Source organism: Clostridium sp. DL1XJH146, assembly GCF_054819755.1.
In genome coordinates, this window is the sequence record NZ_JBTVVN010000037.1 from 1 (window position 1) to 16,522 (window position 16,522).

The window sequence follows — 16,522 nt, forward strand, 5'->3', positions numbered from 1 at the left end:
GGAATCGAACCGGTACGGTGTTTTAGCACCGCAGGATTTTAAGTCCTGTGCGTCTGCCAGTTCCGCCACTTCGGCATGTTATTGCCTAATCAATATTTTTTCTAAGAGACTGTCGTTTTCAGCGACAAGGATTATTATATATTAATCATTTTAGATTGTCAACTATTATTTTAAAATAATTTTCAAATATCTAAAATTACATCAAAATATTCTTAGATCAAAATTTAAAAGGAACTATATAAGTTCCTTTATCTTTTGAAATAACAATTATTTATTTTTTAGAATACTTGCCTTTAATATTTTGATGTTTCTTAACATCTTGAAATCTTTCTTCACTTTCTTTTAAAAACCTACTTATAGCATCTTCAAAATTTTCTTCTTTTTTACCTTTTTTAGCCTTACTCCAGTCAATCTCTTCTGGCTTAACTGTCTTTTTCTTGGGCATCGCCTGTTTAATAGATAAACTAATTCTACCATCATCTAATGATATAACTTTTACTTTTACTTTATCTTGTTCCTTAAGGTGTTCACTTATATCTTTTACATATGTATCAGACACCTCTGATATGTGTACAAGTCCAGTTTTACCTTCAACCTCTACAAATGCACCAAATTTTGTTATGTTGACAACAGTACCCTCTAAGATACTTCCTACTATTAAAGCCATGTAATAAAATTCCTCCTCATGTATATATATGAAATTAATTATTTCCTTATTTAATCACCATTCACTACTACTGTCTCGCCCTCTTTTATTAGCCCTAGCTTTTCTCTAGCCAATATTTCAACATATCTATAGGTATTAGACATCTTTACTTCATCAATAAGATTCTGGTTTTCAATTTCCATCTCACTCAACTCTATTTTAGAATCATTTAGAAGTGTTTTTTTATTATTAATTAATATTTGTTGGCTAATATAAGTATAACCTAAGTATACCACTAAAATAATAACTAACAACTTTTTAATCTTAAACTTAAATTTCATATTAACACCTCAAAATATAGTTTATATCTTATATTTTAGATGTGTTCTAAAATTAATTCAAGTTTTATTTGCAATTTTTATTAAATATTTTATAATACAACACTTCAAAAGGATATACCAATATATTTTTACCCATTCTTGCTAACTTTGTTATACCTTTTAAAATTATAATAATTAATTTTATGAATTTATTGCTAAATATTTTTAAATATACTATTATCCCAATAAACAATAGTATATAAACGAAAATCCCTATATTAGAATAATTTTTATAAAGCAAGAAAATAAAATCAATTATTCCAATAAGTATCCAAAACAAAATATCTTCAATGTAAGTTATATATCTATTAGGTTTTTCAAATCCTCTTATAACTCTATATAAATCAAAAGATAAACCTGTAATCAACCCACTTATCAAGCTATACATTATTATATTAAATTGATCTATTAATGGCAATATCATCTAAATAGCCTAGCAATAATGCTTTCCTTTTCATTCTTGCTTTCGATTGATGTATATACCAAGCTATTGACCTGCCCAATAATTGCTACATCTCCCAACTGAACATCAAGTTTATTCATTTTTAATTTTTCACCTTTTATCGTAAGTTTACCTAGTTTTGTATCTAATTGAATATCTTTATCATTAAAAGCTATTACTTCTACAACACCTGTTATTTGTAATTTTTTTCTATTATCTAAAGATAAGCTACTCTTATTCTCTATAATATTTTCTTTTTTTATTTCCATAGCCTGCCCCCCTATATGTATAATTTATTGTTTCACTAAAATTTATATGCATAGTTTTTTCCATAATTCCATATTTGAGGGAAAGTATTTTTTTATTATTCTCTTTTTTCTGTTATAATCTCATACATTTCTTTTGCATCATCTTTCCTGACATGCTCAGAAATATTAATAATTTTTGCTTTTAATGTTACTTTTGCAAATTTAATCTCAATGACATCTTCTTCTTTAACTTCCGTACCTGCTTTAGCAACTTTATCATTAATAGTTACTCTGCCACTATCACATGCTTCTTTAGCTATAGTTCTTCTCTTTATTATTCTAGAAACTTTTAAAAATTTATCTAACCTCATAATTTCACCTCACAAAATAAAAAACCCAGTCAACTGGGTTTTTTTATTATTTGTTTACTCTTTCTTTGAATTCTTTTCCAGCTTTAAATACAGGTGCTATTGAAGCAGGAATTGTAATTTCTTCTTTAGTCCTTGGATTTCTTCCTTGTCTTTCTGCTCTTTCTCTAGTTTCAAAAGTACCAAAGCCTACTAACTGAACTTTTTCTCCACCTTCTAATGCCTCTTCAACACTTTCTATAAATGATTTTAATGCCACTTCAGCATCTTTTTTTGTCAAACCACTTTTGTCTGACATTTTTGCAACTAATTCTGATTTATTCACTTTTGTTACCTCCTTAAATAATTGTAAAGACATATAAGTATTCTTTTTTTTATTTAAAAATCCTTCTTTTTGAAAGATTTTTTTATTAAATTTTATCATTTAACTTAACTTTCGCTTCTTCCCACAATTTATCCATTTCTTCTAGTGATACTTCTTCTATTTTTTTACCATTCGTAGTTATAGCTTCTTCGATATACGTAAATCTTCTAATAAATTTATCTATAGTATAATTTAATGCATTTTCAGGGTCTATGTCAAGGAATCTTGCAATATTTACTACACTAAATATTAAATCTCCTATCTCCTCTTGTATTTTATCCATATTTTGGGTTTTATATACTTCTTTAACCTCATCTAACTCCTCAATCACCTTATCAAAAGCCGGAAGAACATCTTTCCAATCAAAGCCTACTTTAGCTGCTTTCTTTTGTACTTTATCCGCTCTTATGAGTGCAGGTAAATTTTTCGCTACATGCATCAATTCTTCTGAATTTTTCACAAAACCATTTTCTCGTTTTTTAATGTTCTCCCAGTTAATAAGTACTTCATTTGAATCATTTACACTGGTACTTCCGAATACATGAGGATGCCTTATTATTAATTTATTACATATACCTTCAACAATATCATTTATATCAAAAAATCCATCCTCCTGTCCAATTTGAGCATGAAAGACTACCTGCAGTAAAACATCTCCTAATTCCTCAACAATATCATCTAAATCATCTTTTTCAATAGCTTCTACAGCTTCATAGCACTCTTCTATCATGCATCTTTTGAGAGATGCATGCGTTTGCTCCCTATCCCATGGACATCCATCTTCACTTCTTAATTTATTCATTATAGATAACAAATCCCAAAAATCTTTTTTGCATTTTGTATTCTCAGGCACAAAAACAGATGTCAAATAATCTATATCTTCTTGTCTGTCCAATTCATATAAAGATATTTGCCTTATACTCTCTAATTCTTTTATTCCTGCAGCTCTTACGAAATATATAATAGCATCATCATCATAGTACTCACTCAATGCTAACTTAACTTTTGAAGCTATTAATTTATCATACACTTGTGTCACTATAGTGCCTACTCTTTTATCCATCACTTGATTTTCTATCCCAAATGAATCAATAATCTTCAATCCTTTAATTGGATCAACTTGAAGTCTTTCTATCATAGCATCTATAAAGCTTATTGAGGGATAAATTTCAACTGGTATATTTTGCTCCTTACATTTTTCTAATAATATTTCAACTGATTTTTCTGCAACTAACGGATGACCCGGTACTGCAAAAACAATATTTTCAAGTTCTTTGTATCTATTTATCAAATCATCAGCTATAGATTGATAAACTTTATCAAAACTTTCCATAGTTTCATACTTATTATCGTAACTATCAAATTTGACTCCCATATTTTTTAACTGCTGTACATTCGGATGAATTTCAGTTCTAAAAATTACATTTTTACTTTTTTTTAACAATTCCAAAGTTCCTATAGTCACAGCTTCCATACTTCCTGGACCAAGCCCAACTATTTTAATCATTATTTTCTCTCCCCTATCTAAATTTATTAATTAACTTAGCTTTAAGTTTTGCATAGTTAAAAATTTCAAATATTACAATTTGTATCCCATACACTATTATACCTAAAGAAACCGACAAAATACAAGAAATTGTATTAGAATTTGTTAAATTATAGCTCTTAATAAAAACAAATAAAACTATTATTATCATAAAAGTTGCTGCATAAGTAGGTTTTATTATTGTTTCATATAAGTTTATACTTATCTTTAGTTTATTTTTAATAAGTATCATATTTAGGGTAGCTGCAACTATATAAGCACCAATTGTACTAATTACCGCACCATAAATATTAAGTGAAGGAATTGTTATTAAATAAGTTGCAATGATTATTTTAACTATGCATCCAATTAATAAATTTATTACAGGGGTTATTTTACAAACAGTACTTTGAAGAATCGTAGTCGTAACACCTGTCAAAATAATAAACGGTATTGCTAATGCATAATATTTAAGAATCTCACATCCTCCGTATTGGCCAGCAAAAACTAAACCCATAACCGGTTTAGCAAGAAAGTATAATCCATATGTTGAAGGTAATGCTATAACTGCTCCAATTTTAAAAGCCATGTTGATATTTTTAATAAGTCCTTTTTTATCATTAATTAAATACGTTTCAGCCATTATAGGCATAATAGATATACTCAATGCTGTAGATAGCGTAAATGGAATGTTTACAAGTACTGCCGCCTTGCCCGTAAGTTGTCCATACAGTATAGTTGCTTCCTTAACTGTAAAACCAGCCTGTAAAAGCCTCTGTGGCACTATAGCCGAGTCTATAAGATTCATAACAGTTGACACTGCAGCACCAAGAGAGATTGGAATTGCTAAAATTAAAATTTCTCTCATTATTTTCGAATCATAACAAGCTTTGCCTACTTTAAAATACTTCCTTAGTTTTATGTATTTTACAACTAAATAGAAGCCTCCTACAAAAGCCCCAACAGCTGCTCCTAATGTAGCTCCTCCTGCTGCATACTCAACTCCTCTAGGTAGCAATATAAAAGCTAATCCTATCCCTACTACCACTCTACCAATTTGCTCTAAAACCTGTGAAGTTCCTGTAGGTGTCATAGTCTGTAATCCTTGAAAAAAGCCTCTAAAAGAGCCTAGAATAGCTATAAAAACTGGAGCAATTCCCAAAGCTACAAGCGAATAGTAAGCCTTGTTATCCCAACTGAAAAGCTTTATAAGATGATTAGAATAAAAAATCATAAAACAACTTGTACCTAAACCAATCACAAACATCAGCAAAAGAGCTTCCTTAAATACTTTTATAATCCCTTCTTCATCACCAAGTGCATTTCTTTCAGAAATTAATTTAGACATAGCGAGAGGTATCCCTCCTGATAAAGCAACATAAAACATATACATAGGATATGCCAATTGGTAATATCCCATCCCTTCATCACCCGTTAACATTAACAAAGGTATTCTAAAAAAAATACCTAAAAATCTTGAAAATAACCCTGCAACTCCTAAAACTATAGTTCCTTTAATTAAGGACTGTTTTTTCATAAAATATACCTCCGTATATGCTTCAATAAAATATTTATATTAAAAGCTCGGAGGTATTATTACATATTGAGAACACCCATATAAAATTATTGTTCCATTTGCTTTCCTAAAAATAAGGCAGCAGTTCCGGCAAGTTTCTCTTCCATTTCAGCAAATTTTATATCACTTTCACCCGAAACTATTACTACAGTCCCAATAGCATCTCCTTCTGCAATAATAGGCGCTATAACCTGATTTGTATACTTGCCTTCAATTTCTTCATCATCAATAATAGGTATTAATTTTTCATTACCTGAACCTAATGTAATTATCTGTCTTTCTTCCATTATTTTTTCTATTTCTGCACTTATCTTCTTGTCTACATATTCTTTTTTTGTAGCTCCACTAACTGAAATAATACTATCTTTATCTGAAATAAGTATAATATTTCCTACCATAGAATGAAGTGACTCTGCATATTCTTTGGCAAAATCCCCCAGCTCTCCTATTGGAGAATATTTTTTGAGAATTACCCCACCTTCTCTATCTGTAAATATCTCTAATGGATCTCCTTCTCTAATCCTAAGAGTTCTTCTTATTTCTTTAGGTATTACAACCCTACCAAGATCGTCTATTCTTCGTACGATACCTGTGGCTTTCATTTGCTTGACCTCCTTAAAATTGAATGATATCTATGTTCAATATTATTATCCGTATTATTTGTAATTTTATACACATTTGTATAGCATTAATTTTTATACTAAAAAAAGAGGTGAATACATCACCTCTTCCATATTGCGACTCTATTAAATTATTCTATCTTCGTATGTTATAGTATCTGCTTCATCTTGCATTTTTTGGACTGCAGTATCAATTGCTTCAGACTCTTTATTATATTGAATTGTAGCTTTGATAGATTCTTTTACCTCTTCATAATCCATTGCAGGTTTTTCATCTTTTTCTATACACTTAATTATATGATATCCATAATCTGATTGTACTATATCAGAAACTTCACCTGTATTAAGAGGAATAGCTCCATCCATAAATTCTTGAACAAAATTATGTCCTACAGCAGGTTGTGGATCTCCTAGTGACCCTCCGTTTTCAGCACTACCTGTATCTTGACTATATTCTTTTGCTAATTCAGCAAAATCTTCACCAGCATCTATTTTATCTTTTATTTCTTGTGCTTCTTCTTCAGTATACACTAGAATATGTGCTAAAGTATACATAGAAGGATCCTCTGAATCAGCCGGGTATTTATCCTTATATTTATCATAGTATTCTTTTATTTCTTCTTCATCAACTGTAACATCTTTTAGTATATCTTCTTGGAGTTTTTCTAATATAACGTTAGTTCTTATAACATCCTTTAATGTTTCTTCTGTATATCCAGATGCTACTAATGCTTCAATAAATTGTTCTTCAGTCTCAAATTGAGCTATTTGCTCTTCATAAGCTTCATCAACAGATTTTTGTATATCTTCTTCTGATGGAACTAATTCTCTTTTTTCTGATTCTTGAAGTAAAATCTTTTCAAAAACTATTGCGTCTAAATAACTTAGTTTTTGTTCTCTCAATAAATCAGCTGCTTCTTCATTATTTTCAACTATAGTTGCCAACATTTCTATTTTCTCTTCTTCTGTTAATTCAACTTCTTCTGTCTCATCTGTATTTTCTGCTGCTTCAGTCGCATCAGCATTTTCTGTACTTTCTGTTGCTTCTGTATTCTCTGCTGCATCGGCATTTTCTGTATCTTCTGTTGCTTCGTCTTCCTCAGCATCTGTACCGTATGTTTGAATTATGTAATCAATCAACTGTATTGTTCCTGGATATGTATCAAGATCTTTTCTAGTTATTTCTTCACCATTAACTTCTGCAACTACTGTTGCATCTATTTTTGCTTGAGTTTTTTCAACTGAGTTACATCCTGAAAAAGCAAATAAAGACATTCCAACTAAAGATGCTGCAACTATTCTTTTTATGTTCATAATTTTAAAACTCCTCCATTTTTATAGTATCTGACTTATATTCTATCATAAATCTACATTGTTTCAACAATTGAATTTAAATATTCAAAGAACTCTTTCAAAATGTTAATTAAAATTTCTTTTTTCACATTTTTTTTATTAAAAGATAAAGATGGTTGATTACCAAAATTAAACACTATTTCATTAGTATATTTCTCCATTATACCTTTAACAAATTCCCTACTAAAAGTTTCATTGGAATCAAATTTAATAGTTATTTCTACTTCTTTTTCCTTAACTTCAATAACTCCTATACTATTGGCTAAACTCTTAATATATGCAATATTAATTAGATTATTAACCGAAACAGGTATATCAGAATATCTATCTTCTAATTCTTCTTGAATATCCATCATACTTTCATAAGAATCAACTGCTGCAATTCTTTTGTATATTTCAATTTTCTGTACTTCATCATCGATATATCCATCTGGAATAAAAGCATCAACTTTTAAATCTATAGTAGTTTCAATAGGTTCTTTTTCTATTTCACCCTTTACCACTTTTATTGTGTTTTGTAGCATTTTACAATACAAATCATATCCTACAGATGCCATATGTCCATGTTGTGAATTACCAATTAGATTTCCTGATCCTCTAATTTCTAAATCTCTCATTGCAATTTTAAAACCAGATCCCAATTCAGTAAAATCCTTAATAGCCTTAAGCCTTTTTTCCGCAACTTCTGATAAAATCTTGTCTTGTTTATAAGTTAGATAAGCATAAGCAATTCTATTTGTTCTTCCAACTCTTCCTCTTAATTGATAAAGTTGAGACAAACCAAATTTATCCGAATCATAAATAATCATAGTATTAGCATTTTGAATATCCATACCAGTTTCTATAATTGTTGTACACACTAAAACATCATATTCATTATTCATATAATCAATCATAACTTTTTCAAGTTCTCTTTCTCTCATTTGTCCATGTGCTACTCCAATTTTAGCTTCAGGAAGCAATTGTTCTAAATATGATGCCATTTCTCTTATTCTTTCAACTCTATTATAAACAAAATAGACCTGTCCACCTCTACTTATTTCTCTCATAATAGCTGATTCTATTAATTGTTCATTAAATTCCACCACATAAGTCTGCACTGGATATCTTTCTTCAGGCGGAGTTTCAATGACACTAATATCTCTTATTCCAGTTAATGACATATGGAGAGTTCTCGGAATAGGGGTAGCTGTCAAAGTTAGTACCTCTACATTTTTTTTCATCTCTTTTATTTTTTCTTTATGGGTTACTCCAAATCTCTGTTCTTCATCTACAATAAGAATTCCTAACTCTTTAAATAGAACATCTTTTTGTATGATTCTATGTGTTCCAATTAAAATATCTACATTACCAGCTTTAACTTCCTTCAAAGTTGTCTTTTGCTGCGCCTGAGTCCTAAATCTACTGATCATATCTATTTTTATAGGGAAATCAGCAAATCTTTTTTTCATATTATTAAAATGTTGTTCTGCTAGTATTGTAGTAGGTACTAAGAATGCTACTTGTTTTCCTTCCATAACAGCTTTAAAAGCAGCTCTTAACGCTACCTCCGTTTTACCATATCCAACATCCCCACAGAGAAGTCTATCCATTACTTTATCCGACTCCATATCTTCCTTAATTTCCTCAATAGCCGTTAGCTGGTCTGGAGTTTCATCAAATGGAAACTCTTCTTCAAATTGTTTTTGCCATATTGTATCTTTATTAAATTTATGCCCTTTCAAAGTAGACCTGATAGCATATAATTTAACTAAATCTTCTGCAATTTCATTAATTGCTTTTTTAACTTTTTTCTTAGATTTAACCCATTCACTACTACCTAGTTTATTAACTTTGGGAGTTTTTCCTTCACTTCCAATATATTTTTGAACAAGGTCTAATTGCTCAACTGGTACATATAATTTATCTCCAGAATTATAAGAAATATCTAGATAATCTTTAATATGTCCTTGAACTTCTAATTGTTTAATTCCTTTATATACGCCAATGCCATGATTAGTATGTACTACATAATCTCCAGGTTTTAATTCTGTAAAGCTTTTTATTTTACCAACACCATCTGATTTAGTTTTCCTTAACCTTTTCTTACCTTTAGCAAAAATTTCTTTATCTGAAAGTAAACATACTTTTAACTCTGGATACTCATACCCTTTATGTTGATAACCAAATGTTACAACCACCTCCTCTTTCTCTAATTCATTTATAATATCTTTATAAGAACTCTCAATGCCACTTTCTCTTAGATCTTTTACAAACCTCTCTCCTCTTGCTCTTGTTCCTGATAAAATAATAACATTGTATCCCAAACTTCTCTTTTGTTTAATATCTTGTATCAATAAATCAAATTTCCCTTGATATGATGTTAATGTGTGCTCTTCAAAAGAAAAATATTCATCTTTCTTCAAATATTTACTTTTCTTTCCTAAAGGATTTAATGTTATGATATTCTGGCTTTTTAATTTATCCAATAAATAGGACTTATCAATTATCAAATTAATCTGTTTAGAAAGTACATCTCCCTTTTGAAGAAAATTTTTATAGTCTTCTTCAAATTCGTAATAGATACTATCTAATTTTCCAAAACTTCTTTCCTCATCATCTAAAACAATAGTAGAACCACTCATATAATCTAAAATAGAAGATACTTCATCATAAAAATATGGTATGTAATTTTCTATTGTATCAAATGTTCCTATTTCCTTTAATAGTTCTAAATTCTTATTAACTGATTTCTGTATTCTTTCCATTTCTGTTGATTTTTCAGGATAAGATTTAATCTTTTCTACTAAATCTTTTTTTATCGCTATATATCCTTTCTCCTTTTGTTCCTTTGAAAGTATAAGTTCTTTTGCTGGAAAAACTTCAATGTTATTTATTTTTTCTATACTTCTTTGAGTCTCAATATTAAAAGTTCTTATAGAATCTACTTCATCATCAAATAATTCTATCCTAAAAGGAAGACGCTCAATAGGAGAAAAAATATCTATAATGCCACCTCTTATTGAAAACTGTCCCTTACTATCTATTATTTTAACTCTTTCATAACCACTGCATACCAATTTCTCTCCTAATTCCTGCATATTTATTTTTTTACCTACAGAAAAATGAAATAAATTTTCTTTGTACATATCAATTGGTACATATGAAGAAGCCAGTGCTTCAATGCTGCATACAATAATTTTATTATTACTTTTTATTATTTCTCTTAAAGCTTTCAATCTTTCCCATCTTAAATCGCCAGAAACTGCATAAACATTGTAGAATACAACAGGTTTACTTTGTAATAAATATGCCTCTGTTGTGTACAAAGATAAATCTTCGTACAAATTTTTGGCTTCTAAATCACTATGTGTAATCAAAAGCATTGATTTTTGACTTTTCTTAAATACTCCGTATACCATATATGCCTTTGACGAATCACCTATACCACTTATATCTATATGTGACATATCAATTTTCAAGCTATTTATTATCCTATTAAAATCAGTTTTATCATATAACGGTTTTAAAACTCCATCCAATCTCATAAAAACACCTCTTTATAATTCAACCTAAAAAACCAATGAATTCAAATCATTCATTGCGACATCCATATCTTCTATAACTATTTTTTCTACACCAATAACTGCTGCTTGAAAAACTTTAGTTATTTTTCCCCATTCTTCTTCGCTAAATTTACCTAAAACATGATTTACCAAGTCGTGTTTAGGTTCACCTACTCCAATTTTAATTCTATTGAATGTTTGGTCAGATAAATGAAGAATAGTATTTTTAATTCCATTATGTCCTCCTGCGCTTCCTTTTTTTCTTAAACGAATTTTACCTATATCAATACTTATATCATCATATATGACAATTATATTTTCTTTTGAAATCTTATAAAAATCCATAATAGATCTAATTGATTCCCCACTTAAATTCATGAAAGTTTGAGGTTTTAACAAAATAACTTTCTCTTTCCCTATTTTGCCATCACCATATATCCCTTTAAATTTTGTCCTATTTAATTCAATATTATACTTTTTAGATAAAATATCTATAACATCAAACCCTACATTATGCCTTGTATGTTCATATTTACTTCCTGGATTACCTAATCCCACTATCAAATACATATTATATTCACTCCTATTCAACCTTCTCATATAATTGTCAATAACCTAAATTAAGGATAAACTATGCTTAATTTTATAATCGAGGTATTTTATCTGTATTTATAATTCTTCACTATAAAATAATACCTCAAAACAAAAAAAAATTAAAGCCTGTATATACAACCTTATACAGACTTTATTCTCCAATATCCATCAATTGCACTTCAAACTCTTTTGTTTCTTCATCTCTCATAACTTTTATGTTTATTATATCATCTACATTATGCTTTTCTACTTCATCAGAAAGCTCTTCAAATTGTGATATAGGTATATTATCTACTTCAATAATTATATCTCCTGCTCTTAATCCAGCTTTTTGCGCCCCACTATTTTCAATTATCCTTTGTATATAAGCCCCTTGAACTTCATCGGAATCATTTTTTGTAGAATCTCTGCCCCATATTCCAAGTCTAGGTCTAGAAACTCTTCCATTTTCCATTAATTGATTTACTATATCTTTTGCTTCATCTATCTTTATAGCAAAGCCTAACCCTTCTGCATTTTGAAAGCTATCCTGCTGGGACCCCATTTTAAGACTATTTATTCCTATAATTTCACCATTTATATTACAAAGAGCGCCACCACTATTACCTGGGTTAATAGCTGCATCAGTTTGGATAACTTTATATACAGTACTTCCCTGCCTTATTTCTCTATTAGTAGCACTTATTATTCCTGCTGTGACAGTACCTGCAAATTCGTCTCCAAAGGGGTTTCCTATAGCTATAGCTATATCACCTACTCTAACTAATGAAGAATCGCCAAATTCTGCAACCGGTAAATTTGACACATCAATTTTAATTACCGCTAAATCAGATACCTCATCTGTACCCACAACAGTGGCCGCTATAGGATCAGAATCATTTGCTAAATTTACAAATATTTCTTTTGCGCCTTCAATGACATGATTATTTGTTACAATATATCCATCACTTTTAAAAATAATACCTGATCCAACACCCTGTTCTCCACCTAATGTATCTGAGTAATTAGTTATGCCTACAACTGCTGGACCTACTTTTTCAGCAACATAATTTATAGAACTAGTACCAGTAAATTCTTCTTTATCCTCGTTATTACTTTGTATCATTGGAATATATTTCATGTCTAGATTTTCCAGTTTATTATTCACTATAATAATTGAAGAAATTACTCCCGAAAACGATGCTATAGATACAAATAAAAGTGCTAATAAAATATATTTAATAGGATTTTTATTTTTCTTTTTTACTATCTTTATTTCACCTATGCAGTGGTTGGTAACATCTTCCCAAGCGACATCTTTTACATCATCTTTATCGTCATTCATCAAGCCACCTCCATACATTAATTATAGCTTTTAAATCTAAACTATATATGAACAAAGTTTAATATTTTAATTACATTATATAGTATCAATTATAAACTTTATTTAATCATCCCAATTTTTCTACCAATTTAATAAAAACTAATTAAATTTTCTTTAATGTAAACGTAAATACAACGCCATTATTTTTATGATTTTTTACCCATATTTCTTCTCCATGTCCTGATATAATACTTCTTACAATTGACAATCCTAATCCTGAACTATTCTTATATGTCCTTGACTTATCAGATTTGTAAAACCTATCCCATATATGTTTGATATCTTCCTCATCTATTTGAGGTCCATCATTATATATAGAAATATACACCTTTGAGCCTCTACTTTTTGTTTCAACTTCAATTTTACCATCTTCACTTGCATATTTTATTGCATTATCAATTAAATTGGTAAGAACTTGAACTAACTTATCTCTGTCTGCCCAAACATATAATTTATCTTCTAAAATAACACTCATGTCAATTCTCTTAGATTTTATTATTGATTCAAATTTAAGTATAGATGCTTCTGCAACTTCATTTAAACTAGTCTTATCAATATTCATTTTTAATTTTCCAGCCTGTATTGCTGATAAATCTAAAAGGTCATTTATTAATCTAGTTAGTCTTTGAATTTCTTCATAAACAATTGTAAGATAATAGTTTTCCTTTTCCTTTGGAATAATACCATCTAATATTCCATTTATAAAACCTTTAATCGAAGTAATAGGTGAACGTAATTCATGTGATACATTAGAAATAAACTGTCTTCTATTTTCTTCTACTCGCTGCAAAGAATCAGCCATCGTATTAAAAGCTATAGCAAGTTCTCCTATTTCATCATTAGAGTTAATATTAACTCTTTGATTAACTTCTCCACTGGATATTTTTTTTGCAACATTATTTATTTTATACAAAGGATTAATAATTATTCTTTGGGAAAAATAATAAATTACAATACTAGATAAAATTATAGCTATTACTGCTGAAATCCATATAATATCATATACCTTTTGCAGAGGTTCTTTCAGTTGACTAATAGCTGTATTCATAAGAATTACACCTTTAAAAGAATCCTCATAAAACACAGGAACTTCGTATGTATGTGTAGGCTCTTTTAAAATATCATCAAATACTTCCCTTTTTTCCACACTATTACCTAATCTTAAAGAAGATAAATCCTCAGTAATTATTTGAGTTCCAATTAAACTATCATAATTATCATTAGATGTAGCATTTAAATATCCATAACTATCAACAATAAAAATATCTGAATTAGAATATCTAGATACTTGTCTAAGCATACTTGTAAGACTTTCTGTGCTTAAGTTTTGGTAATAATATTCTATAGCTGCACTACCTAACTGTTTAGCTTCATTTTCTAATTCTATCTTTCTTTCATTAAAATAGTAACTTTCAAACCAAAGGGACAAAAATGCTGCTAATATTACAAAGCTAAAGGCAATAATCAAAGTATAAGTGAGCATCATCTTTGTAAAAAGACCTTTTTTTCTCATTTATTTCACCTCAAATTTATAACCTACTCCCCAAACAGTTTGAATATCCCAATTTGATCCACCATGAATTTTCTCTCTGAGTCTCTTTATGTGAACATCTACTGTTCTTGAATCGCCTGGATAATCGTATCCCCACACCTCATTCAAAAGTTTCTCTCTTGTAAAAACTCTATTTTTATTGTTGGCCAAAAAGTATAATAATTCAAATTCTTTTGGCGGCATTTTAACTTCTTCTGAATTATAATATATTGCATATGAACTCATATCTATTGATAAACTATCAAATTTTAATACTTCATCATCATTGGTTTCACTATTATATCTTCTCAAAACTGCCTTAACTCTAGCTATTAATTCTTTTGGTTCAAAAGGCTTAACAATATAATCATCTGCTCCGAGTTCAAGAGCTAAAACTTTATCAAAGGTTTCTCCTTTTGCTGTAAGCATAATTGCAGGAGTTTCGTATTCTTTTCTAATCCATTTTAGAACATCTATACCATCCATATAAGGAATCATAATATCTAACAAAACAAGATCTGGTTTGTACTCTAAGAAAATTTCTTGTGCCTCTTTCCCATCATAACCCACTCTTGTATCATATCCAGAGTTTTCTAAATACATTCTAATTACTTCACAAATATTCTCATCATCATCTACTATTAATATCTTTCCAAAATTACCGTCCATACTATACCTCCTCTTTCTTGTAAAACATAGTGTGCAAATTGCAATGTGCAATTTGCACTTTGAAGTTAAAAGATTAGAACCTTAACCTCACTCTGCACTCTTTTTTTAATGTAATTATACTCTATCACATTTTATCATTAATCTACAATTTTTCTAAGATGTTTTGAAAAATGTTACAAAAAATTATTAAAAGCACAGATAAACTATGCTTTTAATAATAATAAATTAATATATTTTCTTAATTTGCTCATCATTCAACTAATTCAAAGATTTTGCAAAGCAAAATCCTTCTTAATTGCTAATTAAAATTGCACATTGTGCATTGTTTTTCTATATAAAAAGTTTACTTACAGATTCAGCATCATAGATTCTTCTTATTGCTTCAGCAAATAATGCTCCTATTGATAAAAACTCAAATTTATCAATTAATTTTTCTTCATCAATAGCAATAGTATCTAGCATTATTAATTTTTGAATAGCGGATTTTTGAATTCTTTCTATTGCTGGCCCTGATAAAACAGCATGACTACAACATGCAAATACTTCTTTTGCTCCATATTCAACTAATGCATTAGCTCCATTTGTAATTGTTCCCGCAGTATCAATCATATCATCTAATAATATAACTGTTTTATCTTTTACCTCACCAATAATATTCATCACTTCACAAACATTTGCTTTTGGTCTTCTTTTATCAATAATTGCTATTTCACAATTTAGTCTATCTGCAAATTTTCTTGACCTCGCAACAGACCCAAGGTCAGGTGAAACAATCACTATATCATCTCTCTTATGAAATCCTTTTTCTATAAAATAATTTGCTAGTATCGGCGCTCCCTCTAAATTATCAACAGGAATATTAAAATATCCTTGTATTTGAGCCGCATGTAAATCCATAGTTAAAACCCTATCTGCACCAGCTGTATATATTAAATCTGCAACTAATTTGGCAGTAATAGGATCTCTAGCTTTTGCCTTCCTATCTTGTCTAGCGTAACCATAGTATGGAATTACAGCAGTTATTCTTCCTGCTGACGCTCTTTTAAAAGCATCTATCATTATTAATAGTTCAAGTAAATTGTCGTTTACGGGAGAATTAGTTGATTGAACAACAAACACATCATCCCCTCTAACAGTTTCCCCAATATCAACAGATATTTCTCCATCGCTAAATTTCCCTACACTTGCTTTACCAACCTTAACTCCTAAAATATCTGCAATATCACCTGCGAGAGTTTCACTTGCATTACCACAAAATATTTTAATATTCTTACCGTGACTTATCATGAATAAACCTC

General features: G+C 29.3%; 16 protein-coding genes. All 16 read right to left on the reverse strand.

What is annotated here, in order from left to right; all coding sequences use genetic code 11:
- Positions 1–271 precede the first annotated feature (271 nt).
- Positions 272–667, reverse strand: coding sequence for a S1 domain-containing RNA-binding protein (locus ACVHXK_RS14835; protein WP_461207192.1), 396 nt, complete (start codon positions 665–667; stop codon positions 272–274).
- 50 nt (positions 668–717) lie between these two features.
- Positions 718–987, reverse strand: coding sequence for an FtsB family cell division protein (locus ACVHXK_RS14840; RefSeq protein ID WP_461207193.1), 270 nt, complete (start codon positions 985–987; stop codon positions 718–720).
- Positions 988–1,051: 64 nt separating this feature from the next.
- A complete protein-coding gene (yabQ, locus tag ACVHXK_RS14845) occupies positions 1,052–1,450 on the reverse strand; it encodes a spore cortex biosynthesis protein YabQ (RefSeq protein WP_461207194.1) in 399 nt (132 codons plus the stop codon).
- Complete coding sequence (gene yabP / locus ACVHXK_RS14850; protein ID WP_461207195.1) at positions 1,447–1,737, reverse strand: sporulation protein YabP; 291 nt, start codon at positions 1,735–1,737, stop codon at positions 1,447–1,449. Before yabP ends, yabQ begins: the two co-directional genes overlap by 4 nt.
- A 95-nt stretch (positions 1,738–1,832) precedes the next feature.
- The gene (locus ACVHXK_RS14855; RefSeq protein WP_461207196.1) at positions 1,833–2,087 is read right to left on the reverse strand and encodes an RNA-binding S4 domain-containing protein; all 255 of its coding nucleotides are present in this window, start codon (positions 2,085–2,087) and stop codon (positions 1,833–1,835) included.
- A 46-nt stretch (positions 2,088–2,133) separates the two neighbouring features.
- On the reverse strand, positions 2,134–2,508 hold the full coding sequence (locus tag ACVHXK_RS14860; protein WP_461207197.1) for an HU family DNA-binding protein: 375 nt from the start codon (positions 2,506–2,508) through the stop codon (positions 2,134–2,136).
- Positions 2,495–3,955 carry a bifunctional methyltransferase/pyrophosphohydrolase YabN gene (gene yabN / locus ACVHXK_RS14865; protein ID WP_461207198.1) on the reverse strand — a complete coding sequence of 487 codons (1,461 nt, stop codon included), beginning with the start codon at positions 3,953–3,955 and terminating at the stop codon, positions 2,495–2,497. Before yabN ends, ACVHXK_RS14860 begins: the two co-directional genes overlap by 14 nt.
- 13 nt (positions 3,956–3,968) lie before the next feature.
- On the reverse strand, positions 3,969–5,510 hold the full coding sequence (locus tag ACVHXK_RS14870) for a putative polysaccharide biosynthesis protein (protein WP_461207199.1): 1,542 nt from the start codon (positions 5,508–5,510) through the stop codon (positions 3,969–3,971).
- 86 nt (positions 5,511–5,596) lie between these two features.
- Positions 5,597–6,151, reverse strand: coding sequence for a stage V sporulation protein T (spoVT, locus tag ACVHXK_RS14875; RefSeq protein WP_461207200.1), 555 nt, complete (start codon positions 6,149–6,151; stop codon positions 5,597–5,599).
- A 144-nt stretch (positions 6,152–6,295) separates the two neighbouring features.
- Positions 6,296–7,483: a peptidylprolyl isomerase gene (locus ACVHXK_RS14880; RefSeq protein WP_461207201.1), complete on the reverse strand. Its 1,188-nt coding sequence runs from the start codon at positions 7,481–7,483 to the stop codon at positions 6,296–6,298.
- A 53-nt stretch (positions 7,484–7,536) separates the two neighbouring features.
- Entirely contained in the window at positions 7,537–11,049 is a 3,513-nt protein-coding gene (gene mfd / locus ACVHXK_RS14885) for a transcription-repair coupling factor (protein ID WP_461207202.1), read from the reverse strand.
- Between the two features lie 24 nt (positions 11,050–11,073).
- Positions 11,074–11,637 carry an aminoacyl-tRNA hydrolase gene (pth, locus tag ACVHXK_RS14890; protein WP_461207203.1) on the reverse strand — a complete coding sequence of 188 codons (564 nt, stop codon included), beginning with the start codon at positions 11,635–11,637 and terminating at the stop codon, positions 11,074–11,076.
- A gap of 175 nt (positions 11,638–11,812) precedes the next feature.
- Positions 11,813–12,985, reverse strand: coding sequence for a S1C family serine protease (locus tag ACVHXK_RS14895; RefSeq protein WP_461207204.1), 1,173 nt, complete (start codon positions 12,983–12,985; stop codon positions 11,813–11,815).
- A gap of 142 nt (positions 12,986–13,127) precedes the next feature.
- On the reverse strand, positions 13,128–14,537 hold the full coding sequence (locus ACVHXK_RS14900; protein ID WP_461207205.1) for a HAMP domain-containing sensor histidine kinase: 1,410 nt from the start codon (positions 14,535–14,537) through the stop codon (positions 13,128–13,130).
- Complete coding sequence (locus ACVHXK_RS14905; protein ID WP_461207206.1) at positions 14,538–15,224, reverse strand: response regulator; 687 nt, start codon at positions 15,222–15,224, stop codon at positions 14,538–14,540.
- 330 nt (positions 15,225–15,554) lie between these two features.
- Positions 15,555–16,511: a ribose-phosphate diphosphokinase gene (locus ACVHXK_RS14910; protein WP_461207207.1), complete on the reverse strand. Its 957-nt coding sequence runs from the start codon at positions 16,509–16,511 to the stop codon at positions 15,555–15,557.
- Positions 16,512–16,522 lie beyond the last annotated feature (11 nt).

Coding starts and splice junctions, on each gene's coding strand:
- ACVHXK_RS14835 (WP_461207192.1), bottom strand. CDS start 667: ATGGCTTTAATAGTAGGAAGTATCTTAGAGGGTACTGTTGTCAACATA.
- ACVHXK_RS14840 (WP_461207193.1), bottom strand. CDS start 987: ATGAAATTTAAGTTTAAGATTAAAAAGTTGTTAGTTATTATTTTAGTG.
- yabQ (WP_461207194.1), bottom strand. CDS start 1,450: ATGATATTGCCATTAATAGATCAATTTAATATAATAATGTATAGCTTG.
- yabP (WP_461207195.1), bottom strand. CDS start 1,737: ATGGAAATAAAAAAAGAAAATATTATAGAGAATAAGAGTAGCTTATCT.
- ACVHXK_RS14855 (WP_461207196.1), bottom strand. CDS start 2,087: ATGAGGTTAGATAAATTTTTAAAAGTTTCTAGAATAATAAAGAGAAGA.
- ACVHXK_RS14860 (WP_461207197.1), bottom strand. CDS start 2,508: ATGATAAAATTTAATAAAAAAATCTTTCAAAAAGAAGGATTTTTAAAT.
- yabN (WP_461207198.1), bottom strand. CDS start 3,955: ATGATTAAAATAGTTGGGCTTGGTCCAGGAAGTATGGAAGCTGTGACT.
- ACVHXK_RS14870 (WP_461207199.1), bottom strand. CDS start 5,510: ATGAAAAAACAGTCCTTAATTAAAGGAACTATAGTTTTAGGAGTTGCA.
- spoVT (WP_461207200.1), bottom strand. CDS start 6,151: ATGAAAGCCACAGGTATCGTACGAAGAATAGACGATCTTGGTAGGGTT.
- ACVHXK_RS14880 (WP_461207201.1), bottom strand. CDS start 7,483: ATGAACATAAAAAGAATAGTTGCAGCATCTTTAGTTGGAATGTCTTTA.
- mfd (WP_461207202.1), bottom strand. CDS start 11,049: ATGAGATTGGATGGAGTTTTAAAACCGTTATATGATAAAACTGATTTT.
- pth (WP_461207203.1), bottom strand. CDS start 11,637: ATGTATTTGATAGTGGGATTAGGTAATCCAGGAAGTAAATATGAACAT.
- ACVHXK_RS14895 (WP_461207204.1), bottom strand. CDS start 12,985: ATGAATGACGATAAAGATGATGTAAAAGATGTCGCTTGGGAAGATGTT.
- ACVHXK_RS14900 (WP_461207205.1), bottom strand. CDS start 14,537: ATGAGAAAAAAAGGTCTTTTTACAAAGATGATGCTCACTTATACTTTG.
- ACVHXK_RS14905 (WP_461207206.1), bottom strand. CDS start 15,224: ATGGACGGTAATTTTGGAAAGATATTAATAGTAGATGATGATGAGAAT.
- ACVHXK_RS14910 (WP_461207207.1), bottom strand. CDS start 16,511: ATGATAAGTCACGGTAAGAATATTAAAATATTTTGTGGTAATGCAAGT.